The organism is Rothia sp. CCM 9417 (assembly GCF_048513575.1).
Taxonomy (GTDB): domain Bacteria; phylum Actinomycetota; class Actinomycetes; order Actinomycetales; family Micrococcaceae; genus Rothia.
In genome coordinates this window covers 237,861-263,698 of sequence record NZ_JBLXXT010000002.1, presented here as the reverse complement: position 1 = coordinate 263,698, position 25,838 = coordinate 237,861, and the positions used below count along the sequence as shown (strand labels likewise).

The following is a 25,838-nucleotide window of genomic DNA, read 5'->3' as shown; positions in this document are numbered from 1 at the left end:
TGAAGAAAAAACGGGTTTTGCGCAGAGTGATATTGAAGAGTTCGTGATATTGAACAGTTCGCCAACTCAAGGTAAATCTCTTGAAAGCTGGCAATGAACTCTTTACCAGCGACCCAGGGCAAGATTCAGTGACGAAATAGCGGCAGCTCCGGCTGTTGAGCTACGGAGCACCTCGGGGCCAAGCAATACGGTGTGTGCGCCGGCTTGTTCCAAGATCTCAAGCTCCCGAGGGCTAATCCCACCCTCCGGCCCCACCACAAAATAGACCTCCTCAACAGCAGGGCTAAGGTGCTCTGCCAAAGCCTGTGAAAGTCGGTAGTTTGCCTGCTCATGCAGAAGTAGAAAGAGCGCCCGCTCCCCCAATTCATGGGCCAAATCGGCCAGATCAGCCGTGCTGTGGAGCTGATAGACAGGCGGGAGCAGTGCCCGCCTAGACTGCTTGGCTGCGGCTTTGACCGTGTTCTGCCACTTGGCATGTGCTTTTGCTGCCCGCTCCATCTTCCAACGAACAATTGAGCGGTCGGCACTCCACGGTACGATACCGTGAGCGCCCAGCTCGGTGGCCATCTCAATAGCCTGGATATCTCGGTCGCCCTTGGCCAGAGCCTGAACCAGGTAGATCGAAATACCTAGCTCATCGAGGGCCAGCGACTGAACCGTTAGCAGCAAACCGCCGTCTACTGTGCCCTCCACCCTTGTGACGGCCCGGTTGCCCAAGCCGTTGACCAGGTCGATCCCCTCGCCTAACTCCGCACGTTTGACGGTCTTGGCGTGGTGGCCCTCATCGCCTAGGAGACTGTAGGCGGCCCCTGGGACCAAGGACTCAAAATCTTCGGGCGAGATGTAGTAGACGGCGTTGCTCATAACGAGTTCCTACTTGAGGTGGTCTTTGAGGCGGGAGAAGAACCCACCCTGCTTATGGGTCACTGTTTCACTCATCTTGAGATCTTCTCCGCGCAACTCCGAGAACTGCTTAAGCAGGTTCTTTTCTTCATCGGTGAGTTGGGTAGGGGTACGGACCTCAACCTGCACACGCAAATCACCGCGGCCACCACCGCGCAGGTGGTTAACACCCAGGCCCTTGAGCGTGATGACATCGCCAGACTGAGTGCCGGCTGGAATCTGTATCTCCTGCGGCCCGTCGAAAGTCTCCAAGGTGATGGTAGTCCCCAAGGCGGCAGCGGTCATCGGAACCCCTACCGCCGCAATGAGGTCATCGCGTTCGCGTGAGAAAGTGGGATCGCCCGCTACGCGAAGCTCAACGTAGAGGTCACCATTAGGTCCGCCGGCGGTGCCTGCTTCACCCTGCCCCGCTAGACGAATACGGGCGCCATCGGTTACGCCCGCAGGAATCTTGATGGTCAGGGGCTTGCGTTCACGCACACGACCCTCACCATAGCACTCGGCGCAGGGGTGCTTGATAACGGTTCCAAAGCCACGGCAGCTGGGGCACTCAACAGGCTGAACGACAGTACCCAAGATGGACTGGACCTGGCGCTGCATGTAGCCCTGGCCACGGCAGGTTTCACAGGTTTCGGGGTGGGTACCCTCAGCGGTTCCCTCGCCCTTACACAGGTCGCAGGTCACAGCGGTATCAACGGTGATGGGCTTATTGGTGCCAAAGACAGCGTCTTTAAGGTCAATCTTGACGTTGATAAGAGCATCCTGCCCCTGACGAACCCGGCTCTGCGGCCCGCGCGGAGTCGCGTTGAAAAAGGTCTCAAAGATATCCTGGAAACCACCAAAGCCGCCCGCCCCGTTAAAGCCGCCGGCTGTGCCGTTCTCGTTACCGGTTTGATCATAAATCCGGCGCTTTTCAGGGTCAGAGAGCACATCGTGAGCCAGCGAAACACGCTTAAATTCCTCAGCGGCTTCCTCAGAAGGGTTAATGTCGGGGTGCAGCTGGCGGGCTTTCTTGCGGTAGGCCTTTTTGATTTCTTCGGGGCTGGCATCGCGCGATACACCGAGGGTTTCGTAGTGACTGCTCACAGTTCTCTCTTTCAGGGTCATGGGGTACTACTAAATATGTGGAGGCAAGAAGCTGTTTTACTCCTGCCCCAAAATCTTTGACAGGTAGCGGGCTACGGCATTCACCTTTGAGACGGTTCGGGCGTAGTCCATACGTGTTGGCCCTACAACACCAACGTGTGCGTTTCCTCCAGGGCCGTAGCTACTAGCAACAACTGAGGTCTCGGCCAGCGATTTCTCCCTGTTTTCTGAGCCGATGCTGACCGCAAAACCGCGCTCATCGTGTTCCATAGTTGCCAAAAGCTTAAGGAGCACCACCTGCTCTTCAAGGGCATCGAGTACAGGTGCAATACTACCGCGAAAATCAACGGTTGACTCTGCCAGGTAGGCTGTTCCCGCTATCAGCACCTGAGAGGATACACCCTGAGCTGCCAGTAGCTGAACGGCCTGGACGAGGCTGAGCATGAGCTTGCTGCGCGGGTGAGGAGCCAGCGCCTGAGCTACCTGGGACAGAGGCTGACCCGAAAAGGCCTCAATAAGCTGTTGCTTGATAGTGACCAGTTCATCGGCTGTATGCGGGCATGCTACCGTTCGTTGGGTGACCTGCCCGGTATCGGTAATCAGTACCACTAGGACTGTGGAAGTTGATAAAGAGACCAGCTCAACATGCCGTAGCGCAACCGTCGGGCCGGTCGGATACTGCACCATGGCGACCTGGTGAGTAAGCGAAGAAAGGAGCTGGACGCTACTTTTCATCATGTCATCCACGCTATCGGCGCTATCGAGCAGGGTATGAATTGCTCTCTTCTCCCCGGGTGAGAGCGGTCGCAAAGCCGATATCTGGTCAACGAAAAGCCGGTAACCCAGGTCAGTGGGCACTCTGCCCGCACTGGCATGTGGTGCCGATATCAGGCCCTGTTCTTCCAGAGCGGCCATGTCGTTGCGCACCGTGGCGCTAGAAACCCCCAACTGCCGCCGCTCAATGAGGGTCTTTGAACCAACCGGCTCCCGAGTATGCACGTATTCCTCGACGATAGCCTGCAAGACCTGAAGCCTGCGCGGATGGTCCATTTCACCTCCTGATGATGTGAGCTTTAAGGGTTTTTAGCACTGGGGATACCAGAGTGCTAAGTTACCCGTTAACTCTAATACCACTGCACTAGAATCAGAATTCAGTACGCTGATGGCTAAGGCACTTGGCCGTGTTTTCAAGGAGTTCAATGGATTATCGCGCTTCGTGGGGGTCAGCTGATCTGAGCGCCCACAAACATTCCCAATTACCCCGCGTGGTGCTCAAACCGGGGCTGGTTCTCGAAGATATGGTGAGCGGTTTTGTGGGTGCAGCTGTTTCGCTCCGCTCTGTTGGCAGTAACCGTATGGTAGGTCTTGAGGATCGGCATGGGCGGGTCAAGCAATTCCCCTTGGGCCCCGGCTTCCTCCTTGAAGGTCGACCGGTCAACCTTGTTGCTCCTGAACCGCAACAGGCTAAGCCCACCAAGCAGATTTCCCGATCCGGTTCTGTCGCCTTGGATAATGCCCCCGCTAGGACTGCCCGTGCCAGCCGAATTTGGGTCGAAGGTATCCATGACGCTGAACTGATTGAGAAAGTGTGGGGGCACGACCTGCGTGTCGAAGGGATTGTGGTCGAACCCCTCCACGGTCTTGATGATGTAGCCAGTGCCATTAGGGAGTTCGCACCAGCGCCCCACCGAAAACTCGGGATTCTAGTGGACCACCTGATTACCGGGTCTAAAGAAAGCCGTATAGCCGAAGCCGCGCTGAAAACCCCCGGCGCTCGCGGGAACGTAATGATTATGGGGCACCCCTTTGTCGATATTTGGCAGGCAGTTAAACCCGGCGTTCTTGGAATCGAGAAATGGCCCGTAATCCCCCGCAGCGAAGAATGGAAGCAGGGAATCCTCCGCCGACTCAACCGGCCTTACGCCAGACCCGAAGATATTCGAGCCGGATGGGACTCAATCCTAAAGCGCGTTAATACCTATACCGACCTTGAGCCGGCTCTGCTTGGCCCAGTAGAACAACTCATAGATTTTGTGACTCTTGAAAGCTAAACTTTCTCGGTAAATAATGTGATAAATATCGTGCGCTCACAAGACAAAAAGTCACTTATACCTATACCTTGTACACAAGCTATTGACTAGACTTGTCTGAGGCATGAACTTGGCATCGTGCCATCACTCGTATCCACCCAAGACCAAAGAGAAACCTTCTTGAAGACTGCAACTTCTCCATCGACCACCACCTACAAGGGGTCCTCAGCAACGGCATCGCACCTGTCCGTTAATGCTGACCGCAACATAGCGACTGCTGCCCACTTCGGTGGTGTACTCGGCTGTATCCCCTCCGCTGTTATCTACTACCTCTACCGGGGTCGCGGTCCTTTCACTGAGCAGGAATCACGTGAGGCGCTCGACTTCACCCTGCTTCCCACCATCGTTTTGGCTCTGGGAATTATTCTGAGTAACATCCCCGCTATCGGCTGGTTCTTCGGACTTGTAGCAGCTCTGACCTGGACCTACCTGGCTTTCTCAGCCCTTATTGCCGGCATTGTGGTAACTCGCGGTAACCCCTACCAGTACAAGTTCAACACTTTCCTTTTCACTAAGATTTTGAGCCGTAAAAAGTAGCCTCTGCTAATCTAAAAGTTCTGGGCCCCTACCTTATGCAGGTATGAGGCCCAGTTTTCTTTAGTACAGGTCGGGCAGTAGCTCCCTGGTCACGGCATCGCCTAAGAGCCGACCCTGCAGAGTGAGTCTGACCCGACCGTCAGCAAGGGCCTGTTCATCAATCAGCCCTTGACCTACAAGCCAGTCGAGGGACGAAGCGATATCGGTGCCCTGCCGGCCCTCCACCAGCCGGCTCACAGGTAATCCGTCGATGACGCGAAGCATGAGCATGATGTCTTCAAACCGTCGCGTTTCTTGACTTAAGACCTCGCGGGCCGCTGCGGGGCTTAGACCTTGCCTGACCCTTGTGGTGTAGGGAACTGGGTGCTTGAGGTTCCACCAGCGAGTCCCATCCACATGAGAATGAGCACCGGGACCAACCCCCCACCAGTCCTGGTTGCGCCAGTAGGCGTAGTTGTGGCGGCTCCTAAACTCCGGCGACTTAGCGTAGTTGGATACCTCATACCAGTGGTAGCCTTCTTCATCGAAGATTGCTTCAGCAAGAAGATACTTATCGGCCATAGCATCTTCATCGGGCATAGCAAACTCACCCCTACGAATTTGCGCGGCAAGTTTAGTCCCCTCCTCCACAATCAGGGAGTAGGCCGAGATATGGTCAGGCCCATAAGAAACTGCCGCTCGCACGGTCTGCTCCCACTGCTCTAGACTCTCCCCCGGAGCGCCGTAGATCAGATCAAGGGAAACCTGTAAACCGGCCTCGCGGGCCCAAGCCACTACCTTAGGAACATTAGCCGGTGTGTGCGTGCGGTCAAGCACTGCAAGGACATCAGGCACCACGGACTGCATGCCAAAGGATACCCTGGTAAAGCCACCGGCTCTGAGCGTAAACAGGTCATCGCGGGTCACAGAGTCGGGGTTGGCCTCCGTGGTAACCTCCGCCCCCTTCTCCAAGCCAAATAGATTTATGGCTTTCGCCAGAATCCGGACTAAATCAGCAGCCGGCAATTTGGTCGGAGTCCCACCCCCAAAGAAGACAGAGTAGAGCTTACGCTCCGGTGCTCCTGACTCTCGCAGAACCCGCTGAGCAAACTCAAGCTCAGCAATAGCATCGTCAGCATAACTGCCTAACCCAACGCCGTCACCGAAATCTTCGGTTGCGTAGGTGTTGAAATCGCAGTAACCACAGCGCACAGAACAGAAAGGAACATGCACATACAAACTAAAATCGCGTTCCTGCAAACTGGCGGCAGAATCAAATGGGATTCTGCCGTCCAAGGGTGCAGGTTGGCCTAAAGGCTGAGCCGGCATTATTTCTTTGACTTGTCCTTAGACTCTTCACCCGATGAGAGCGCCGCAATGAAGGCTTCCTGGGGAACCTCAACGCGGCCCACCATCTTCATACGTTTCTTGCCTTCCTTCTGCTTCTCAAGGAGCTTACGCTTACGCGAAATATCGCCACCGTAGCACTTAGAAAGGACATCCTTACGCATAGCGCGGATATTCTCACGGGCAATAATGCGTGACCCGATGGCAGCCTGGATAGGTACCTCGAACTGCTGGCGAGGAATCAGCTCACGCAGTTTACCGGTCATCATGACACCGTAGGAGTATGCCTTATCACGGTGAGTGATAGCAGAGAAAGCATCGACCTTTTCACCCTGGAGCAAGATGTCAACCTTGACCAGGTCGGCCTCTTCTTCGCCGTCAAATTTCCAGTCCAGTGAAGCGTAGCCACGGGTCTTGCTCTTGAGCTGGTCAAAGAAGTCAAAGACAATCTCAGCCAGTGGCAGACGATAACGGAGCTCCACACGGTCCTGGGAGAGATAATCCATGCCCCCCATGGAACCGCGACGGGACTGACACAACTCCATAATGGCACCCACAAACTCGTTGGGAGCGATGATGGTGCAGGCGACCATGGGTTCCTTGATGATGGCTACCTTGCCTTCGGGGAACTCACTGGGGTTGGTCACCCGCTGGGAAACTCCATCTTCGCCCACAACATCGTAGATAACGTTGGGAGCGGTGGAGATAAGGTCCAGGTTGAACTCCCGCTCAAGACGTTCACGAACAATCTCAAGGTGGAGCAGACCCAGGAAGCCGCAGCGGAAGCCAAAGCCTAGCGCCGCTGAAGTCTCAGGCTCCCAGATCAGGGCAGCATCGTTGAGCTGGAGCTTTTCCAGGGCATCGCGCAGGGCCGGGTAGTCGGAGCCGTCAATGGGGAACAAGCCAGAGAACACCATAGGCTTGGGGTCCTGGTAACCTCCCAGCTCCTCACTGGCAGGCAGATGCGAACTTGTCACGGTATCACCCACGCGGGAGAGACGGACGTCTTTTACACCGGTAATCAGGTAGCCCACTTCGCCCATGCCCAGTCCGTCGGTGGGTTTAGGTTCGGGCGAAATCACACCAATTTCGAGCAGGTCATGCTCCGCGCCCGTGGACATCATCTTGATTTTTTGACGAGGGGTGAGCTTACCATCAACTACACGAACATAGGTGACAACGCCGCGGTAAGAGTCGTATACGGAGTCGAAAATCATGGCGCGGGCGGGAGCATCCTGCTCCCCCTTAGGTGCAGGCAAGAGCTCCACAATACGGTCTAGAAGTTCGGGCACACCCTCACCGGTCTTACCGGAAACACGCAAAACCTCATCGGGCTCAACTCCAATCAGATGAGCTAGCTCCTCTGCATATTTATCGGGCTGTGCCGCTGGCAGATCAATCTTGTTGAGGACCGGGATAATAGCCAAATCGTTTTCCATGGCTAGGTAGAGATTAGCCAGGGTCTGGGCCTCAATACCCTGAGCCGCATCAACCAGAAGCAAAGCGCCTTCACATGCTGCCAGAGAGCGTGAAACCTCATAGGTGAAGTCCACGTGGCCGGGTGTGTCAATCATGTTCAGAGCGTAGTTAACGCCCTTGACTTCCCAAGGCATACGAACAGCCTGGGACTTAATGGTGATACCGCGCTCACGCTCGATATCCATGCGGTCAAGATACTGAGCCTTCATCTCACGCGGGGTAACAACCCCGGTAGCCTGCAACATGCGGTCGGCCAGGGTCGATTTACCGTGGTCGATATGCGCGATAATGCAGAAATTGCGGATGATGGAGGGATCAGTAGCCGCGGGCTTAGGTGGGTTGGTCGCCAAGGGTGACACGTGGGTTTGGTCCTTTCACGACTCACAGTAGCTTGCAGAAGCTCACAGGGAAGTCTCTGACGATAGAAATCAGTTAACCAGTTTCTCACACTTCACGCGTGCGTGTCTGCTCGCGCGCCGCTCATAAGCGTTTATTGTAGTGACCATGAAGATCAATTTCAGAACCATCAACCAGGCGCTCAGCATCGGTCAGAAGCTCATGCGCGAATGGAACAAGTACCAGAACCAGAAGGATCGTCAGCAGGGTACCGCAGCCCCGAAGACCACCCGCTCAAAAACCACGCGAGAAACCAAACGCCAGGGTGACTACGGCACTTTTGGGACTGAGCCAGCTCAGCAGAGACCGGCAGAGAGCCCTCAAGGCCAGTCGCCGGGAGTCCCCTCAAACCCTTACGCAACCGGTACAACGCCACCCCCTGCTACCAGCTCAAACACTGGCAGCTGGGAAACCGGCGGCTACCCCGGCGATTACTTCGGAACTGTAACTTTCGACTACTCCCCTAACCCCGATGGTGAAGCTGACCCCGGTGAAGTTGTATGGGCCTGGGTGCCCTTCGAAGAAGACTACACCCAGGGAAAGGACCGCCCGCTTCTGATTATCGGGAAGAGCGGCAACTACCTGCTAGGTCTCATGCTGACCAGTAAGGACCACACCAACGCCGCAACCACCGACCCCAACTATCTCGATATCGGTAGCGGCGCATGGGATAAGGAAGGCCGCCCCTCCGAGGTCAAGCTCAACCGGGTCATCCAGCTCAACCCCAGGGGTCTTCGTCGTGAAGGCGCCACTATGGATAGGGCAACCTTCAACCTGGTTGTTCAGGCCTACAACCAACGCTGAACTATCTTCAGGGCAGGTGCATAAGTGTTGCCTTAATCTCCGCCACACAGAGCCAATAAACTGATAAAGTTAATGCTTGTGTGTCCGATGGTCATCGGGCACTGCTGACTGGTTGCCATAGGCATCCCCACGCCGCTCAGTCGATGACCGGTCAGCACAGCCCTCACCGACCAATTAGACAAAAACAGAAAGTTTTTAATCGTGGCTAATATTAAGTCCCAGAAGAAGCGTATCCTCACCAACGAGAAGGCTCGCCTGCGCAACAACGCAATCAAGTCCGATCTCAAGACCTCCATCCGTAAGGTCACCGAGGCAGTTGAAGCTCAGAATGTTGAAGCAGCAACTGACGCTCTTCGTACCGCAAACCGCAAGCTTGACAAGGCTGTTTCAAAGGGTGTTCTTCACAAGAAGAACGCTGCAAACAAGAAGTCAGGCCTTGCTGTTCTGGTAAACAAGCTTTCCTAAGTTCTGGTTCCGGCCCCTCTAGCCGGCGTCTAAGAGCGAAGTGACATAAAGCCCCACACACCCTTAGGGTATGTGGGGCTTTGTGCATGCCAGGGATATTTTTGCCAGGACCTATTACCGGCTCTGTGCCGTCTGCGCAATAGCAAGGACAGCTTTTTCCAGCGGGTAGAGCGAATCAAGGTTCTCACCCTTAAGCTGGGCATCGGTATCAGCCAGAAGAGCTAGAATCTGCGCAAGGTCAGCCGGAGAATACCTGCGTGCATCACGTTGCGCGGCCTCGACCTGCCAGGGGATCATCTTGAGCTCACTTGCGAGCTGGTTAGCGCTCCCAGGTACCCCGTGAACCTTGGCGATATTACGGATACGGGCGGCCAAGGCACCAAGCAGTGGGATAGGGTCACTTCCGGTGTCTATAGCCTGGCGGACAAGCTTGATGGCTTCCCTGCTGTTACCGGCAATAGCAGCATCGGCCACCTTAAAGGCTGTGACCTCGGTTCGGCCTCCGAAGTATCTGTTGATAGTCTCCAGAGTAATCTCACCGGGTTCATCGGAGGCCAGCTGTCGAGCCGCCGATGCCAGCTCAGCTATATCGCTGGAAGCAGCTGCCAAGGTGGAGGCGGCAAGGGGGTCAATACGCCGACCAGCTTCCCTAAACTCATAAATCACAAAATCTACACGGTCACGTTCGTTCTTGAGAGATTTGCACTCAACTACTGGGTAATTCCTGTTAGCACGGATGGTGTCTAAGAGTTTCTTTCCGCGGTTTCCCCCGCTGTGGTGAAGGATAGTCAGGGTTGAAGCCTGCGGAGTCTGGCAGTAGGCCAACATATCGGTTAAGAAGAGGTCGTTCATCTGTGCAAGCTGTTCGACCTCAATAATTTTGGGCTCGTCAAAGAGAGAAGGGCTAGCTAGGACCCCTAGCTGGCCAGCTTTGTAGTCTTTAGCTGAAAGTACCGATAGCTCATAGGCCCCGTGTTCTTCAGCAAAGAGCTTGCGGAGCCGCTCCTTCGCTCGTTGGGCAAAATATTCCTCGGGTCCGTACAGTAGGGCTACTGCCGCCAGAGGAACTGTCCTCCAAGCCTTGTCTGCAGTGGACGGTCGTGATTTTGATGAGCGTGCCATGGGCCTCCTTCGTGCCCTTCCATCTTGTCAGAAAATCTTTGGGCGTGCAGGTTAACGAGAAGTGATGAGGTGTAGACCATCGTCATGGGAGCTCACTGCGATATGGCCCTGTTGGTCTGTCCTCTTAGTAGCTATGCCCTGTTTCTCTAAAAATTCCATAATGCTGGGGTGAGGGTGGCCGTAGCTGTTGCCCTGTCCCACCGAAACTACAGCTAGCTGAGGTTTGACAGCGATGATGAGATCGGTCCCGCTCCCCCTGGACCCGTGGTGGGCGACCTTAAGCACTGCTGAGGGCAAGGCTGAGCCGTAGTTTGTGATGATGCTATGGGCAGCTTCCGCCTCTAGGTCGCCTGTGGTGAGTACCGTGAGGTGCTCCTCTTGCGAGTTCAAGGGCGCGATATCCCAGCGCATCACCAGCGAGGTATTGTTGGTCCAGCTTGAGCTATCTGATTCACCGGGTATCGCTTGCGGTTCGGACGGTGGCCACAAAACCTCTGCGGTAGCTTGTACCCGGTGATTACTGAGGGGAAAGCCTACAGAGCTCCCCTGCTCAAGGGAATGCAGTGCCGGTTGATGCTGTAGCTGCCGGGAAACGTGACCTTCTAGCTGGTTGAGTTTTTCTGAAGCAAAATAGGGGCTTACCACTACATTCTTCACGGGTAGGGAGGCCAAAGCCCAAGAGTAGGCACCGTAGTGGTCGCTGTGCTCGTGCGTGAGCACGACTGCCTCTAGTTCGTCGATGCCAGCCCAGTCCAGACAGGTTTTAAGTGCTTGAGGGTTATCCCCTGTATCCAGGAGGATGGCAGAACTATTGCCTATTCTGATGAGGTGGGCATCGCCTTGGCCAACGTCGCAGGTAATCCACTGCCAGTCAGCTGGGGCCTTATCTCTTGATGAAAAGCGTGGAGTGATAAGTACGAACAGAAGAACCACAATGAGGCAGAAGAGCACCAGATTGGCCCATTTTCGTGCTGGGTCTTTTCTCCAGGAACCGGGTAAGAGGTTATTCAAAGAAGGTGTTCTGCTCACGCTATACCGCTCCCGCCAACATCAAATAAGGCAGGAACTCTTGAATCCTGCGGAGTGTTAATCCGGGCATCGGTCACCAAAACTATGGCACTGACAGCCGCCACGCCAAAGAGCGTCAGCAGTAGGTTGTGGGGGCTCACCTCTAAAGGGATGCGACTACCGGGGAGGTCATAGCACCAGCGGCTTACCCAATGGACGGTTTGGGCGCCCAGGCCACCGCATTGGAGAAAGAAGCTAGCTACCTGATCGGCATAATTCAGGCTTGAAGCTAGGAGGGCCGCTAGGCCGGCCAAGGTAATAGGGGCAACGAATGGGGCCACCAGGATATTCGCAAGAACGGTATAGGGGTAGAAAGACTCTGAAAGGAGCAAAATAACCGGTGCACACCATAGAGAAGCCGCCAAAGGAAGAGCCAAGACTTCAGCCCAGAGTAAAGGAAAAATATAGCAGAGAAAACGCGTTATGGCAGGTGCCAACAGCATCAGCGAGGCTGTGGCGGTGACGGATAGCACGAACCCGTAGTCGGTTGCCAGTTCGGGTGATATAAACAGCAAACCGATAAGGCAGCTTGAGAGCAAGGTAAGCCGGTAGGCCCCGTGCCCCAGAACAAGACCTACCGCACCGAGCAGGCCCATAGTCCAAGCCCTTAATACCGAACCGTCCGGGCCGACAACCGAGACGTAGAGGGTGGCAGCGCCCAGACCAGAACAAATCAGAAGTAACCTGGGTAGGCCCAGTTGCTGAACCAGCCGGTAGGCCAGCACGAAGATGAGGGTGATATTGGAACCGGATACGGCTGTGAGATGAGTGAGCCCTGAGGCTCTTAAAGCATTGACCGCCTGCTCTGAAAGCGGAGTATCGTCCCCGTATGCCATCCCTAAGACCAGCCCGGCCTCATCCGCACCTATCTCTCTAGTCGCCTTTGCCCGTAGCTCGTTTTTGAGAAGAAAAATAGCGGGAGCTGATGGGGCACCGCCCTGGTACCGTAGCGCCCCTTTGACGCTGTAGTAGCTACCCTGAACACGAAATCTACCTACACCGGTTACTGAGCTTCCGGGAACAAACAGCTGCTCTGTGTAGATATGAAGGCTGATAGCTGCCTCGTAGGTGCTGGGATACTTCGATAGCTGGTGAGTGGCAACGGTCGTCCTGTAGCCTCCCCGAGTGGCCGGTTCGGAGTTCACAACCTGGCCGGCAAGCCGTATGCCCTGACCGTTGAGCTCTTGGAGTAGGTCTAACCTAGCTGGGTAATCTTTGCCCACCATAATGACGGCTTGCAGACAACAAAGCAGGAGCGCAAAGGCTAGACAGGCCTGTAATCCCCCGTGAATCCTGGTGCTGATTCTGCTTATTCTGAGAGTCAAGGGCCGATAGGAAAGGCACAGCAGGAAAGCAAGTAAGAGCAGGAAGATCAGAGCCACTCTGAAAGGGTATAGGTGCGTAAGGGCAGTAAAACACCAGAGAGAAAGTGCCGCAGGAAGGAGCCGTATATCTGTAAAACGAGGTTGCGCCAGCCGATGCCAGCTCAGTGCCCGGGATTGGTGCCAGCGCTTGCGAAGGTACTGTGCAGATCCCATTAGACGGTCACCAATGGCCTGAGTTTTTCGAGTTTAGCCGGCCCGATACCTGATACCTGGTCTAACTCGTCAACGGACTGGAAACCTCCGTGCTCTTCACGCCAGGCTATGATCGATTCAGCAAGTACAGGACCAACCTGGGGCAGAGTCTGCAGCTCGCTAGCTTCTGCTGTATTGATGTTCACCAAATGATCGGTAGCAGAGGAACTACCGGCGGAGCTACTTGCCTTTCCCTGGGTAGCCTGTGCGGGTGGCAGGACGGTTTCCTCCCCCACCGCCGGAACATATATTTGCCTCCCATCCATGACCGGTTCTGCCAGATTGATAGCCGAGGTATTTGCATCGGGCCTAGGCCCACCGGCAGCAGTAAGTGCGTCGTTGACGCGGCCCCCCGGTTTAAGCTCGTAGAGGCCGGGAGAGATCACAGCACCGGTCACATGTACTAGGACAGCACCACCTGATGCGGCTGAACTGCTACTGGTGGGCGTACTAGAATCTGAGGTGTTGTTTGGCTCCTGCCTGGACCGAGCACCTGCCTGTTCCTGTTCCGGAGCAGAAACGGGAGAAATGACTTCTTGGCTACCTCTTGAATCTCCTACTAACGGCCACAGGGCAAAGCCGGAAAGAACCAGTGCAAGGATAATAAGCGCTCCGGTAGGTACCTTCCAACGAATCACCGATGCTTGAGGGGCTGATAAAGAGCTATGAGCTGACTGCGACTGCAGGGCCTGTTCAATCAGTAGCCGGTGGCGTGGGCGTGAGCTGCCGACCTGTTCTGAAGGTTGAGCTGGATCCTCACCGGGGGCAGGACCTCTTGTCGTAATCAGATAATCTGTGAGTCGATCAGGCCTATCATCCTCGCAGTCGTAGGGTTCTGGCCAGGCCTCCTGCGAAAGGTCGGGGCTCTGAAAGTGCTGTTCTTTCATGCCGCCAGGTTAGACCGATCGGTCCTAGCGACCTGTATTCAACCCTAGCTGTGGAAGGCCAGGGCACTGTTATTCTCCAGCACTTAGCTCATCAGTTAGTGAAAAAGGTGAATACATGACGCGGCTGTAGAACACGATGCTCACAGGCGGCCCACCTACCAAAGCCTAGAGCACAACGGTTGCAAGAGCACCCAGGCCTGCGTGGGCGGCTAGAACCGGCGGTAGCGGGCTAAGCTGAGCTTGCTCAGCTACTTGACCGAGCCTAGTTTTAAGTTCTTTTGCCTGCTCCACATTCCCGCTGTAGTGGATAGCAACGACCCTGCCAGCCCTCTGTATCAGTGATCTGGCTTCAGAGGTTTCTAAAGTGATGTCTAAAGGCAACTCACCGGAGCGTTTACTACAAGCATCATGAGTGAGGGCTACGAGACGTTCAATAGCCTTTGCCGTGGTGCGTGGGCGTTCAAGGTAGCTTAGCTTGCCGTCCAGAACGGTTGCCACAGGTCGAATTTGGAACATCTGCCCAACCATTGCAAGGGCTGGGCTGACCCGACCGCCCCGTTTGAGAGCGTCTAGGGTTGGAATAAAGAAGAAGAGCTCGGTGCTTGAACACAGCTCTTCAGCCAGAAGGCTTGCTCTTTCTAGGTCGCCCTCCTCGGCCAACAACCGGTGCAGGCGGGCAACCGGCTCCCCCAGACCCATTGCAAGGTTGAGAGAGTCCACCACCGCAACCGGGATATCAACCATGGACGCGGCCAAGCCTGCTGCATCGCAGGTGCCAGAAAGCTCACCAGACAGGTGTACCGAAACAACGCCCTCAAACCCTTGCTGGGCGAAGTCCTCGTAAATATCAGCCAGGGCCCCGGGAGCCACCCCGGAAGTGGTAACCTGCTGGCCCTGAACATGGGCCATAGCAATAGCCTCATCAACGGTCATGGAGTCCAGGCTATCAACCGGCTGATTGTCGATTGAAACCGGTAAATCCGCAATGGCAAAGCCGCCCGCACTGAGCAGAGCTGCCAGCAGCTCTGTAGGCAGAGCGGAAGAAGAATCGGTAACGAGAGCAAGTGAACGCACCCTCCTACTCTACCCCTTCTGCTGTCTAGCACCCTTAACAGAAAGCAGGCGGGATGCCACCCAGATTGGTGGCACCCCGCCTGAAAACAGCCAAGAAATATTAGATGACGATATTCACGAGCTTAGGGGCACGAACAATTACCTTGCGGATTTCAGCCCCAGCCAGAGCACGCTGAACGGCTTCAGACGCTAGAGCTAGCTTCTCAAGGTCTGCCTCGGAAATGTCCTTGGCAACCTCCAGACGGTCCTTGAGCTTGCCCTTGACCTGGACGATAGCGGTGACTGTCTCATCAACCAGCTGGCTCTCGTCAACGGCAGGCCAACCGGCGGTCAGAACCGGGGTATCGTGGCCCAGCAGGTGCCAGGCGTCCTCAGCGGTGTAGGGGGCATAGAGTGAAAGCAGGATCGCAATAGCCTCAGCCGCCTCGCGGACCGCGGGGTCAGCCGCACCAGCGCCAGAGTCGATCACCTTGCGGGTGGCGTTCACCAGCTCCATGGTTTTAGCAACAGCAACATTGAACTTGCCGTTTTCTACCAGATTTCCGGCTTCAAAGATGGTGCGGTGAACCAGCTGGTGCAGGCTCTTATCGCCGGTGGCGCCGTCAACACCGGGTTGGCTGCTGACATCGTTGGCTACACGCCAGGCGCGTGCCAAGAACTTCTGCATACCTGCGGGTGATACATCGGCCCAGTCCACATCGTCTTCGGGCGGGGAAGCAAAAACCATGACGGTTCGGATAGCATCGACACCGAACTTATCCAGCTGCTCACCCAAGTCAACGCCGTTGCCCAGGGACTTGGACATAGCCTTACCCTGGTTGAGAACCTGGCCCTGATTCATCAGAGCCTTGAAAGGCTCTGAATGGTCAATCAGGCCCAGGTCACGAATGACCTTGGTGAAGAAGCGTGCGTATAGCAGATGCAAGATAGCGTGCTCAACACCGCCAACATACATGTCAACCTGGTTCCACTTCTTCATCTGCTCGGGATCAAAGATGCCAGCATCGAAGTTGGGGGAAACATAGCGCAGGAAGTACCAGGAGGAATCCACAAAAGTGTCCATGGTGTCGGAGTCACGCTTGGCATCCTTGCCACATACGGGGCAGGGAGCGGTATTCCACTCGGTGGCCGCAGCAAGAGGTGACTGGCCCTTAGGGGCCAGATCTTCGCCCGAGAGGTTATCGGGCAGGAGAACAGGTAGCTGGTCCTCGGGCACCAGCTGCTCACCGTGCTCTTCACAGTGGACTACAGGAATCGGGCAACCCCAGAAACGCTGACGGGAGAGCAACCAGTCACGCAGGCGGAAATTGACTTTGCCGCTACCTAGGCCCTTCTCTTCCAGCATCTCAATTACCTTGGAGATTGCCTCAGCCTTGTTGAGGCCGTCCAGGGGGCCAGAGTTGATATGGACACCGTCACCGGTGGTTGCAAGACCTGAAACCGCAGGGTCTTCCTCGCCAGTCTCAAGAACGGTAATGACGGGAATATCAAACTTGCGGGCAAAGTCCAGGTCGCGCTGGTCGTGGGCGGGCACGGCCATGAGTGCACCTGTACCGTAGTCAGCTAGGGCGTAATCAGAAGCCCACAGCGGTAGCTTATCGCCGGTGAGCGGGTTGATTGCGTAACGGCCTAGGAAGACACCGGTCTTCTCTCGGTCAGTGGCCTGGCGGTCAATGTCCGATAGAACCTTGATCTTCTCGCGGTAGGCCTCCAGAGCCGCGCGCTGATCATCGGTGACCAGTTCGAGGGCCAGATCGGCATCGGCAGCCACGATGAAGAAAGTAGCACCGTATAGGGTATCGGGGCGGGTTGTAAAGACATCCACACTGCTAGCGGGCTTACCCTCAGCTGCCTCAAGGGCGAACGTAACCTGCGCACCCTCAGAACGGCCAATCCAGTTCCGTTGCATCGCCAGAACACGGTCAGGCCAGTGCCCTTCAAGCTCCTTCATATCGTCCAGGAGTTCTTGGGCGTACTCGGTAATCTTGAAGTACCACTGGTTCAGAGACTTCTTAGTGACCTGGGTATGGCAGCGCTCGCACTCCCCGTTAACAACCTGCTCGTTAGCGAGTACGGTCTGGTCTTTGGGGCACCAGTTGACCTGCGAGAACTTACGGTAGGCTAGGCCCCTCTTGTAGAACTGCTGGAAGAGCCACTGGGTCCACCGGTAGTATTCGGGATCTGAGGTGTGCAGGCGGCGCGACCAGTCGGCCATAATGCCGTACCGTTTGAAAGAACCTGCCTGGGTCTCAATGTTCTTGTAGGTCCACTCTTGAGGGTGGGTGTTATTTTTGATAGCCGCGTTTTCAGCGGGCAGACCAAAGGAGTCCCAACCGATAGGGTGCAAAACATTGTAGCCCTTCTGCTTCCAGAAACGGGCAGTCACATCGCCAATAGCGAAGGCCTCGGCATGACCCATGTGTAGGTCGCCGGAGGGGTAGGGGAACATATCCGCTACATAACGAGTTTCTAGACTTTCATCATCGGTGGGTTCAAAGACCTTAGTCTCTTCCCAGTAGGGCTGCCACTTGGCTTCCATGGCACGGAAGTCCCAGGTGGTTTCGTTCTGTTCGGTAGGTTCTACCTGGCCAGTCACGGTGTTTCCTGTCTGTCATTCGATTCTGGAGCACCATTTTTGGGCACACCAAAGCCAAAGCTGTCAATCATTTGTTACCTAGTGTACCGCGCCTCGGCAAGGTTTACCCCGCCCGTCTGCTGGGTGAGAAAGCATACCTTGGGTGAAAACGGGTACAGTGTTTTGGTAAAGGAGTTGATGATGCCGTTGGATACCTCAGAACAGCAGCCCTCGGTCTTTGAACCGGTACCCACCATCAAGATGCGCGGGCACCTTCACGAGGGTGTAATTGCCGGTGCCCGCTGCCGCTGGTGGGTCTACGGCAAGGAAGATGCCCCTCCCCTGGTTCTAATTCACGGTTTTCGGGGTGACCACCACGGGTTGGAGCTCATAGCCCAGGGCCTAGAGAACTACTGTGTCTATATCCCCGACCTACCTGGGTTTGGCAGAAGCGAGGCAATCCCCGGTGCTGAGCACACGATATCTAGCTATGCGGCCTGGCTGGTTGACTTCATTGAACTGACAAACCCTAGCCCCGTCCACCTGGTCGGCCACTCTTTTGGGTCTATTATCACTAGCTACACGGCGCTAGTCCGCCCCCAACTTTTCACCCGGCTCACCCTCATCAACCCCATCTGCCAGCCTGCCCTGGAAGGCGAGCAGAAGATTATGACCCGTCTGGCCGAGCTTTACTATGGGGCGGGCGCCTGTCTCCCCTCGGGTCTGGGATTTGCTCTGCTCCGTTCCCGGCTGGTGACCAGGCTCAGTAGCGAGTATATGATGAAGACCCAGGACCCAGAGCTTCGCGCCTTTATCAACAGCCAGCACGACGCCTATTTCGGCTCATTTGCCTCCCGCGATGCCGTCCTGCAAGCCTACCGGGCCTCCATATCGGCCACTGCCGCTGATTTTGCGCCCTCAGTCCCCCTGCCCGTTCAGATGATTGTTGCCGAAAAAGACGACCTGGGTACACTGGAACTTCAAGAGCAGATGGCCGCTTCTCTGCAACAGGGACGTTTTGATCTGATCCCCGAGGTGGGCCACCTTATTCACTACGAAACACCCTTACGAGCAGCCGCTCTCATTAAAGAATTCAACCGTGAAGGGCTAGAACTGTGAAGCTAATCGTTGATGCACGCTACACCCGCATTGGCTTCCACGATGGAATTAGCCGCTACACAGCATCACTCCTGACAGCTCTACATGAGCTGATAGAGAGCCAAGATAGCCACCTGCCACGGGACTTCCAGCTAGTCATGGCTATCCACGACCTTCGCCAGCTTGAGATGCTTCCGCCTCTGCCTTACATCACAATCTGCTCACCAACATCTGCCCTTGAACCTCTCGCGGCCCTCCAGCTGAATCGTCACAACCCTGACGTAGTTTTTTCTCCCATGCAGACCCTTGGTTTGGGCGGTTTAGGACGCAAATTCAAGCTAATTCTGACCCTTCACGACCTGATCTACTACAGCTACCCTACTCCGCCCTCCTTCCTGCCCCTGCCCGTACGCCTGGGCTGGAGGGTCTTCCATTCAACCTACGCTCCCCAGCAATACCTGCTCAACAGCGCAGATGCTGTTGCAACGGTATCGGCGACAACGGCAGATCTCATAAGACAACACAGCCTGACACACCGCTGTCTTGTCGAGATCCCTAATGCCCCCCAGCCAGGGAGTATTGTGACCGAAGCTCAGGCGCTTGCAGCGCTTTCGACCCGTACCAAAGACCTGATCTATATGGGTTCCTTCATGCCCTACAAGAATGTGGAGACCCTACTGCGGGCCATGAAGTTCCTGCCCGACTATCGCCTGCACCTGCTCTCTAAAATCAGTCCCCACCGGAAGGCTGAATTACTGCCACTGGCCGGTGCCAACGTCACCTTCCACAACGGTGTGAGCGATGAGGAATACCGCAATTGGCTGGGGCGCGCCCACGCCCTGCTCACCGCTTCAAAGGAGGAGGGCTACGGCCTGCCGGTTGCTGAAGCACAGGCCGCCGGTTGCCCCGTTGTACTCAGCGATATCCCTATCTTCCGTGAGATAGCTCCGAAGGCCCACTTTGCCAGCACCCATAACGCCTGGGAATTTGCGCAGGCAATACGAGGTCTGTCCGCCCCGGCTGTTGCCCAGCAGGCGGTCAGAGCAGGATTAAAGGATTCTCAACGCTACAGCTGGCAGGCCAGCGCACTCACACTAGTTGAGACAGCAATGAAGCTCTACCAAGGGCAGGCGGAAGCCTAGAGGATATCTAGGCCGTCACACCTAATCTGGACTGGCTCGCTCTTATGCAGGGCAGCTAGGGATGCCTTTGTTGCTCTGAGGTGATGGGTGAGACTAGGCCCCTGCGCATAGGTAAAGAAGATAATGGCGCGGTAGAGATCTCCCTCGGGTTCACCGTCGTAAAACCCTGTAGGGTCAGCTAAAGCTACTGGCCCGCTCACCCGCACTTGGTCAGGTAGTTCAGTAGCGTCCAAGAAGGTCTGGACAGCTTTTTCACTGCCCGTAATAGCAGCGGTACGAACAGCCGGTGGTAGGCCAATCTCGTTGCGCTCATCCATCTCCCACAGGGCAAAGCCCATGGGATCCCAACGGATAAGGGCTTCAAGCGTGGGTGAAGGGCTAGCTGTCGTGACCACGCGGCCACCCACCGCAAAAGAACGCACCAGCGCTGCGGCGTTGAACCAGCGACGCAAAGCGGTCTCCGGTGCCCGCAGCGAATCAAACTGGAGCATGCGATCAGCATCAAGCAAGAGCGCCGCAGAGTAGCCACCTTGGGCTACCGGCTCCCCGCCAGGAGTGGCAATGACCAGGGCCGGTTCGGGGCCGATAGCGGGGCGGATATTCTCGCCACTGGAGGTGATCACCGGTACACCAGGGAAAGCCCGGCCCAGTTCTTCGGCGGTGCGTAAGGCACCGGCTGCGCCGGTACGCCAGCGGTCATAGCCGCATTCGATACAATGCCAGCCCTGGGCCAGATGACCGCACCAACCGCACTGGGGGGCGCTACCTCCGCCAGGTACAATCATAGGTCCGCGGCAGTCTGCGCAACGTGCTGGCATACGACACCGCTGACAGCTGAGCGCAGGAATGTAGCCAGCCCGAGCTACCTGTATAAGAACGGGCCCCGTTTCGAGGGCGTCTTTGGCTACAGCGAAAGCCTGGTGCGGGATGCGGGCTATAGCAGCCAGCGGGTCCCTAGCTAGTGCGTAGTCATCACCCGTTGTCATAACCCTGGGTGTAAAGGAGCGGACCAGTTCTCGTTCGGCCCCGATAAAACTGGCCCAGCGGGTGCGTACCAAGCGCGCTGCCTCGCTGGAAACTGCGTAGCCCATGAAGAGAGCCGCCGTGTTTTCTTGGCTAGCCCTCAGCAAAAGGACGTCGCGTGCGTGGCAGTAGGGCGACCGCTGTTCAATGAGTGAAGAGTCCCCTTCGTCCCAGCAGGCTACCAGTCCTAAATTAGCAACGGGGGCGTAGGCCGCTGAGCGCGTTCCAATCACTATGCGCACGGCCCCGCATCTGGTCAACAGAAAGTTACGGTACCTTATGGTGGGCTGGTCGTGTGCTGTTAGCTGGACGAATGCTGATGCCGGAACCAGCTTATTCAGAGCCTGGGCAAGGCGGTCCAGGCTTTTGCGGTCAGGAACGAGAGCTAAGGCTCCCCTGCCGGTGCTGGCGGTAGCCACCAGAGCTGAGGCAAGTAGGTCCTCCCAGCTCCGTTCGGGGTGCGAGGGTAGGACGGCCATAACTGCCCGCGCCTCTGCACCTGCTAAAAGGTCATCGCAGAACTCGGGACCGTTGGTATAGTCAGCAAAGCCTTCCAAATCCACCGGTGCTATTTCCAGCGGTTCAGCACGATAGGTGTGGGTCAGGCCGTGCTGGCCGGGGCCGCTATCGCCCTTTCGCGGTAGATAGGGTTTTTCAACGCTGGCAACACGCGGTGGAATCGCAAGGCGCAGGATATCGGGAATCAGCCCCGCATACCTATCAGCTAGCGCATCAGCAAGCTGAAAAACCTGGGGTGAAACAACGGAAACCGGTGAGATTACTTCTTGGAGGGGTAGCAAGCGTCCCGCGACACTGCTTGTTGCTGCCCTTTCACGAATCCAGCCTGAGACGGTCCGGTTGTTGAATTTCACGCGCACCCGCACACCGGGCTGTGCTTGGGCATCAAGCGAGACAGGAATGCTGTAATCGAAGAGCCTATCCAGGTGCGGTAGCGGACTATCAATGTGAACCCTTGCTACGGGTAGATGCCCGGCCTGCGCTTCGGCTGGTACAGCATCAGCCTGCTGGGGCGAAGCAAGGTCGAATCCCCGCAACAAATCAAGTTGCGGGGATTCGTAAGAAGGCACCTGAGTCATGAGGACATTATATTAGATGCCCGCTGCAGCCTTAAGCTCGCTGACGCGGTTGGTCCGCTCCCAGGTAAACTCACGTTCTTCGCGGCCGAAGTGGCCGTTGGCTGCGGTCCTTGCGTAGATTGGCCGGCGCAGTTCCAGGTCACGAATAATAGCTAGGGGGCGCAGGTCAAAGACCTCGCGGATAGCGTGTTCGATGGTTGCTACCGATACTTTCTCGGTACCGAAAGTTTCGACGTAGATACCCACTGGAGCGGCCTGGCCGATAGCGTAGGCTACCTGGACCTCGGCGCGGTCCGCAAGACCGGCTGCCACGATGTTCTTGGCAACCCAGCGCATAGCGTAGGCAGCGGAGCGGTCAACCTTGGACGGGTCCTTGCCTGAGAAGGCACCGCCTCCGTGGCGTGCCATACCACCATAGGTATCGACAATAATTTTGCGGCCGGTTAGACCGGCATCGCCCACGGGGCCACCCTGAACGAAACGGCCAGCCGGGTTGATAATGAACTTTGCGTTTGAGGAATCACAGTCAAAAGAGGCCAGAACGGGTTCAATGACGTGCTCACGAATATCGGCATCGAGCTGAGCCAAATCGTAGTCTGCCGTGTGCTGGGTAGAAACCACCACGGTATCGACAGTGACGGGTTTGAAGTTATCGTCGTAACCGAGCGTTACCTGGGTCTTACCATCGGGGCGTAGATTAGGCAGAGTTCCCTCTTTGCGTACCTGTGTCAGTCGTTCGGCTAGACGGTGGGCCAGGTAGATAGGAGCGGGCATGAGAACATCGGTCTCCTTGGTCGCGTAGCCGAACATGATGCCCTGGTCTCCTGCGCCCTGTAGATCAAGGTCATCGGTTGCGGTTCCCTGGCGGGCCTCAAGAGAGTTGTAGACACCCGAATTGATATCGGGTGACTGCTCGCCGATGGAAACTGATACGCCACAGAACTCACCGTCAAACCCGTGGGTTGAGGAATTGTAACCAATTTTAAGAATGGTCTGACGGACAATCTGGGGAATATCGACGTAACCGTTGGTGGTCACTTCACCTGCAACGTGAACCTGGCCGGTGGTGACCAAGGTTTCTACAGCGACGTTAGAGAGCGGGTCAACGGTCAGCAAAGCATCCAGAATGGAGTCTGAAATCTGGTCGCAAATTTTGTCGGGGTGTCCTTCAGTGACGGACTCACTGGTAAACAAACGGAGATGGTTATTTTCAGTCACGGTTCTACTGTACTTCTCTCAATGAAAGCGGGCTATAAAGTTAACTACTGTTGGGTTTGTTGCGCGATATGAAGCAGAAGCGCACGAGCCACGTCTTCTTTAGTGCCTTGGGCGACCAAGTGCTCTCCCCCATCTTTGGGCAAAAGCGTAACTGTGTTATTATCTGCTCCGAAACCTAGCGTAGGGCTGACGGTGTTTACGGCCAGATAGTCGCACCCTTTTCGTGTCAGCTTAGCTTGACCGTACTCCAGCGGGGTAGCCGTGTCATCGCCGGTCTCGGCCGCAAACCCCACGATAGTCCTTGGTCCCCCCTCAGGATTGTTCTGGCGGTGCAGGACGATTTCACGCAGGATATCGGGATTACGCACTAGACGAATAACCGGATCGGCCAGCGGATCATCGGTCTTTTTAATCTTGGAGTCGGTGTAGTCTGCAGGCCTGAAATCAGCAACTGCTGCCGCCATGATTACCATATCCGACTCAGATAAGGCGTCGAATACAGCCCTGCGCATCTGCTCGGCGCTGGTGACAAGGGTCAGTTTATCTAGATCTGACGGTGGCCTGACTTCTAGGTTGGCTCCAATCAGATGAACCCTTGCCCCTAAGCCGGTTGCTACTTGGGCAAGAGCAACCCCTTGCTTACCCGATGAGCGGTTGCCCAAGAACCTGACAGGATCTAGGGCCTCCCTTGTGCCACCTGCAGTAATCAGCAGCCTCTGCCCTGCAAGTGGCTTCGAGACAGTCTCAGCGCAGGAGCCCTGTTCCCGGCCCCAACCAAGGACAGCTAGGGCTTGAGCGTAAATTTCTTCAGGCTCAGGTAGTCTGCCAACCCCGGAATCTGGGCCGGTGAGCCGGCCAACAGCAGGTTCAATAAGCCGGTAGCCATAGGACCGAAGCGTGCCTACATTGGCCTGGGTGGCAGGGTGCTCCCACATCTGGGTGTGCATAGCGGGTGCCAGAATAACTGGGGCATGGGTGGTCAGAACTGTTGCCGACAGCAAATCGTTTGCCCGACCCGTTGCAAGGCGGGCCATCAAATCTGCTGTAGCCGGTGCAATAATCACTGCATCGGCCTGCTCGGCCTGGCGCACATGGTTGACCTCGGGCACTCGCTCAAATACGTCTACAGAGACAGGGTTACCGCTGAGAGCCTCGAGTGTGGGCTGCCCAATGAACTTGAGCGCGGCTTGGGTGGGGATAGCGATAACCTCATGGCCCGCTTTACCAAAAAGACGAAGGAGCATTGCTGCTTTATATGCAGCAATGCCCCCTCCAATGCCTATAACGACTCGCATCGGTGATGAGCTGCTAGGCCTGCTGAGTGCCATCTGCATCGACGTACTCTACAAAAGGTTCGTCGATGTAGAAGTCATTGCCGGGAAGGAAAGCGCTGGGCTCATCTTCGTGAATCAGGGTACCGTTTTCGTCGAACTGGCCGTCCTTGATGTGTCGTGACTCAATCAGGCCTTCGTTGATTTCACGCATAGCCACGGAAAGTGACTTTTCGTTGGGCTCAGAATCAACCAGAGGACCAACATGATCGTAGAGGTTCTCGTGAAGCTGAGAGTAGTAGGCGTTAATCTGGCGTGCACGGCGAGCACCAAAAATCACCAGACCGTACTTCGACTCAGCTTTTTGGATCAGAGCGTCTGCGCTGGGATTGATGATACCTTCATCGTTGTGTGCGTTTGCCACTTAAGACTCCATCTTGACTATGCTTGCTGGCCATCGAAAATAACGACGGCATAAAACTCTACCTATACTATCGGTCAACGGTTTTTTTGTCACGCAAAAGGGCGGCGTCTTAGGGTGATGTTCCCCTAGTCTGCCGCCCCGTGCCGTAAAACCTAACGCCCAATACCCATGAGCTTGATAATCTCTTCAGCCGCCTCGGCTACTGTCTCGTTAATGACAGTGTGGTCAAACTCGGGTTCAGCTGCTAATTCAATTTTGGCTGTTTCCAGGCGACTCTCTTGCTCCTGCGCTGATTCCGTTCCGCGACCAATCAGGCGGGCAACAAGCTCATCCCAACTGGGGGGAGCAAGAAAGATGAGCTGAGCTTCGGGCATGGCATTGCGGACCTGACGTGCCCCCTGCAAATCAATTTCTAGCAATACATGCTTACCCGCATCGAGCTGCTTCTGCACCATAGAACGAATCGTGCCGTACTTGTAGCTATTGTGAACGGTAGCCCACTCCAGCATCTGCCGGTTTTCAACCATGGAGCTGAACTCTTCGTCGGAGACAAAGTAGTAGTGGACACCGTCTTCTTCGCCGGGGCGGGGATCACGGGTCGTGGCAGAGACAGAGAACCAGACCTCCGGGTAATGCTCACGGATGTAAGCAGAAACCGTCCCTTTGCCGACGGCGGTAGGGCCAGCAAGTACGGTGAGCTGAGGTGTGGCTGTCTGTTCTGTCATGCGGTGTTCCCTATCGATCGAGAAGGTTAATAAGCGCCTTACGCTGGTGGATGCCAAGGCCACGCAAGCGACGGGAGGCGGCGATATTCAGGTCGTTCAAAATGTTTTCGGTCCGAACCTCACCCACGCCCGGCAGGGAGGTGAGCAAATCGGTCACCTTAAGTCTAGCGACTGCTTCATCGGTTTCAGCGCGCTTAAGGACCTCTGCAATGGTGATTTGCTTGGTCTTGACAGCATTCTTAATTTCTGCGCGGGTAACGCGAGCTTTCTTGGCCTTTTCGCGGGCGGCTGCGCGCTGTTCTTCGGTCAGGGGTTGTAGAGGCATAATCGTATCCTTCTGTGCGAGGTGCCGTTACCGGCAACGGGGGGTCATAAGGCGTTGGGTAGGGTGAATCTGAGCAGATGCTCATTTTTTTTGGGGGTGATACACGCCTACTGCGAACCAACATTT

The 25,838-nt window shown here is 55.9% G+C and carries 23 protein-coding genes; 6 read left to right on the top strand and 17 right to left on the bottom strand.

Translation table 11 applies throughout. The features are described 5' to 3' along the window. Positions 1-102: 102 nt before the first annotated feature. Genes ACN082_RS04675 through hrcA form a run of 3 tightly spaced genes read right to left on the bottom strand, consistent with a single transcriptional unit; the run spans position 103 to position 3,039 of the window. Entirely contained in the window at positions 103-864 is a 762-nt protein-coding gene (locus ACN082_RS04675) for a 16S rRNA (uracil(1498)-N(3))-methyltransferase (protein WP_419099681.1), read from the bottom strand. A gap of 9 nt (positions 865-873) precedes the next feature. Continuing rightward, on the bottom strand, positions 874-1,989 hold the full coding sequence (gene dnaJ, locus ACN082_RS04670) for a molecular chaperone DnaJ (RefSeq protein WP_419099680.1): 1,116 nt from the start codon (positions 1,987-1,989) through the stop codon (positions 874-876). Between the two features lie 57 nt (positions 1,990-2,046). Next, positions 2,047-3,039, bottom strand: a complete 993-nt coding sequence (gene hrcA / locus ACN082_RS04665; RefSeq protein ID WP_419099679.1) for a heat-inducible transcriptional repressor HrcA — start codon at positions 3,037-3,039, stop codon at positions 2,047-2,049. 149 nt (positions 3,040-3,188) lie between these two features. Here hrcA and ACN082_RS04660 point away from each other — a divergent pair, with 149 nt between their 5' ends. Both ACN082_RS04660 and ACN082_RS04655 read left to right on the top strand, forming a co-directional pair. Further along, a complete protein-coding gene (locus ACN082_RS04660; protein ID WP_419099678.1) occupies positions 3,189-4,040 on the top strand; it encodes a DUF3097 family protein in 852 nt (283 codons plus the stop codon). 159 nt (positions 4,041-4,199) lie between these two features. Continuing rightward, a complete protein-coding gene (locus tag ACN082_RS04655; protein ID WP_419099677.1) occupies positions 4,200-4,616 on the top strand; it encodes a DUF4870 domain-containing protein in 417 nt (138 codons plus the stop codon). A 60-nt stretch (positions 4,617-4,676) separates the two neighbouring features. Here the strand turns inward: ACN082_RS04655 and hemW are convergent, their stop codons facing one another. Beyond that, positions 4,677-5,924 carry a radical SAM family heme chaperone HemW gene (gene hemW / locus ACN082_RS04650; protein ID WP_419099676.1) on the bottom strand — a complete coding sequence of 416 codons (1,248 nt, stop codon included), beginning with the start codon at positions 5,922-5,924 and terminating at the stop codon, positions 4,677-4,679. After that, complete coding sequence (gene lepA, locus ACN082_RS04645) at positions 5,924-7,780, bottom strand: translation elongation factor 4 (protein ID WP_419099675.1); 1,857 nt, start codon at positions 7,778-7,780, stop codon at positions 5,924-5,926. Before lepA ends, hemW begins: the two co-directional genes overlap by 1 nt. Positions 7,781-7,925: 145 nt before the next feature. Between lepA and ACN082_RS04640 the strand changes: the two genes are divergently transcribed. Together ACN082_RS04640 and rpsT are read left to right on the top strand one after the other, a co-directional pair. After that, complete coding sequence (locus ACN082_RS04640; RefSeq protein ID WP_419099674.1) at positions 7,926-8,621, top strand: type II toxin-antitoxin system PemK/MazF family toxin; 696 nt, start codon at positions 7,926-7,928, stop codon at positions 8,619-8,621. Positions 8,622-8,822: 201 nt separating this feature from the next. Then, positions 8,823-9,086, top strand: coding sequence for a 30S ribosomal protein S20 (gene rpsT / locus ACN082_RS04635; protein WP_419099673.1), 264 nt, complete (start codon positions 8,823-8,825; stop codon positions 9,084-9,086). Positions 9,087-9,200: 114 nt separating this feature from the next. On the opposite strand, the gene holA is transcribed toward rpsT, so the two are convergent. The 6 genes from holA to leuS form a co-directional block, all read right to left on the bottom strand. Beyond that, positions 9,201-10,208, bottom strand: a complete 1,008-nt coding sequence (gene holA, locus ACN082_RS04630; protein WP_419099672.1) for a DNA polymerase III subunit delta — start codon at positions 10,206-10,208, stop codon at positions 9,201-9,203. A gap of 51 nt (positions 10,209-10,259) precedes the next feature. Beyond that, on the bottom strand, positions 10,260-11,237 hold the full coding sequence (locus ACN082_RS04625) for a ComEC/Rec2 family competence protein (RefSeq protein WP_419099671.1): 978 nt from the start codon (positions 11,235-11,237) through the stop codon (positions 10,260-10,262). Further along, entirely contained in the window at positions 11,234-12,502 is a 1,269-nt protein-coding gene (locus tag ACN082_RS04620) for a ComEC/Rec2 family competence protein (protein WP_419099670.1), read from the bottom strand. Before ACN082_RS04620 ends, ACN082_RS04625 begins: the two co-directional genes overlap by 4 nt. Before the next feature lie 311 nt (positions 12,503-12,813). Next, positions 12,814-13,740, bottom strand: coding sequence for a helix-hairpin-helix domain-containing protein (locus ACN082_RS04615; protein WP_419099669.1), 927 nt, complete (start codon positions 13,738-13,740; stop codon positions 12,814-12,816). 165 nt (positions 13,741-13,905) lie between these two features. Beyond that, a complete protein-coding gene (locus tag ACN082_RS04610) occupies positions 13,906-14,814 on the bottom strand; it encodes a DegV family protein (protein ID WP_419099668.1) in 909 nt (302 codons plus the stop codon). Between the two features lie 100 nt (positions 14,815-14,914). Next, a complete protein-coding gene (gene leuS, locus ACN082_RS04605) occupies positions 14,915-17,353 on the bottom strand; it encodes a leucine--tRNA ligase (RefSeq protein ID WP_419099805.1) in 2,439 nt (812 codons plus the stop codon). 237 nt (positions 17,354-17,590) lie between these two features. Here leuS and ACN082_RS04600 point away from each other — a divergent pair, with 237 nt between their 5' ends. Together ACN082_RS04600 and ACN082_RS04595 are read left to right on the top strand one after the other, a co-directional pair. Beyond that, on the top strand, positions 17,591-18,508 hold the full coding sequence (locus ACN082_RS04600) for an alpha/beta fold hydrolase (protein WP_419099667.1): 918 nt from the start codon (positions 17,591-17,593) through the stop codon (positions 18,506-18,508). Continuing rightward, entirely contained in the window at positions 18,505-19,629 is a 1,125-nt protein-coding gene (locus ACN082_RS04595) for a glycosyltransferase family 4 protein (RefSeq protein WP_419099666.1), read from the top strand. Before ACN082_RS04600 ends, ACN082_RS04595 begins: the two co-directional genes overlap by 4 nt. Here the strand turns inward: ACN082_RS04595 and ACN082_RS04590 are convergent. From ACN082_RS04590 to mihF, 6 genes are all read right to left on the bottom strand, one after another. Beyond that, on the bottom strand, positions 19,626-21,749 hold the full coding sequence (locus tag ACN082_RS04590) for a primosomal protein N' (RefSeq protein ID WP_419099665.1): 2,124 nt from the start codon (positions 21,747-21,749) through the stop codon (positions 19,626-19,628). The two genes, ACN082_RS04595 and ACN082_RS04590, sit on opposite strands and share 4 nt — an antisense overlap. Before the next feature lie 12 nt (positions 21,750-21,761). Next, a complete protein-coding gene (gene metK, locus ACN082_RS04585; RefSeq protein WP_419099664.1) occupies positions 21,762-22,967 on the bottom strand; it encodes a methionine adenosyltransferase in 1,206 nt (401 codons plus the stop codon). A gap of 44 nt (positions 22,968-23,011) precedes the next feature. Beyond that, positions 23,012-24,262, bottom strand: a complete 1,251-nt coding sequence (coaBC, locus tag ACN082_RS04580; RefSeq protein WP_419099663.1) for a bifunctional phosphopantothenoylcysteine decarboxylase/phosphopantothenate--cysteine ligase CoaBC — start codon at positions 24,260-24,262, stop codon at positions 23,012-23,014. A 13-nt stretch (positions 24,263-24,275) separates the two neighbouring features. After that, the gene (gene rpoZ / locus ACN082_RS04575) at positions 24,276-24,662 is read right to left on the bottom strand and encodes a DNA-directed RNA polymerase subunit omega (RefSeq protein ID WP_419099662.1); all 387 of its coding nucleotides are present in this window, start codon (positions 24,660-24,662) and stop codon (positions 24,276-24,278) included. Between the two features lie 152 nt (positions 24,663-24,814). Then, positions 24,815-25,387 (bottom strand): guanylate kinase, encoded by a 573-nt coding sequence (gmk, locus tag ACN082_RS04570; protein ID WP_419099661.1) that lies wholly within the window; start codon positions 25,385-25,387, stop codon positions 24,815-24,817. A gap of 10 nt (positions 25,388-25,397) precedes the next feature. Continuing rightward, entirely contained in the window at positions 25,398-25,712 is a 315-nt protein-coding gene (gene mihF, locus ACN082_RS04565; protein WP_419099660.1) for an integration host factor, actinobacterial type, read from the bottom strand. Positions 25,713-25,838 lie beyond the last annotated feature (126 nt).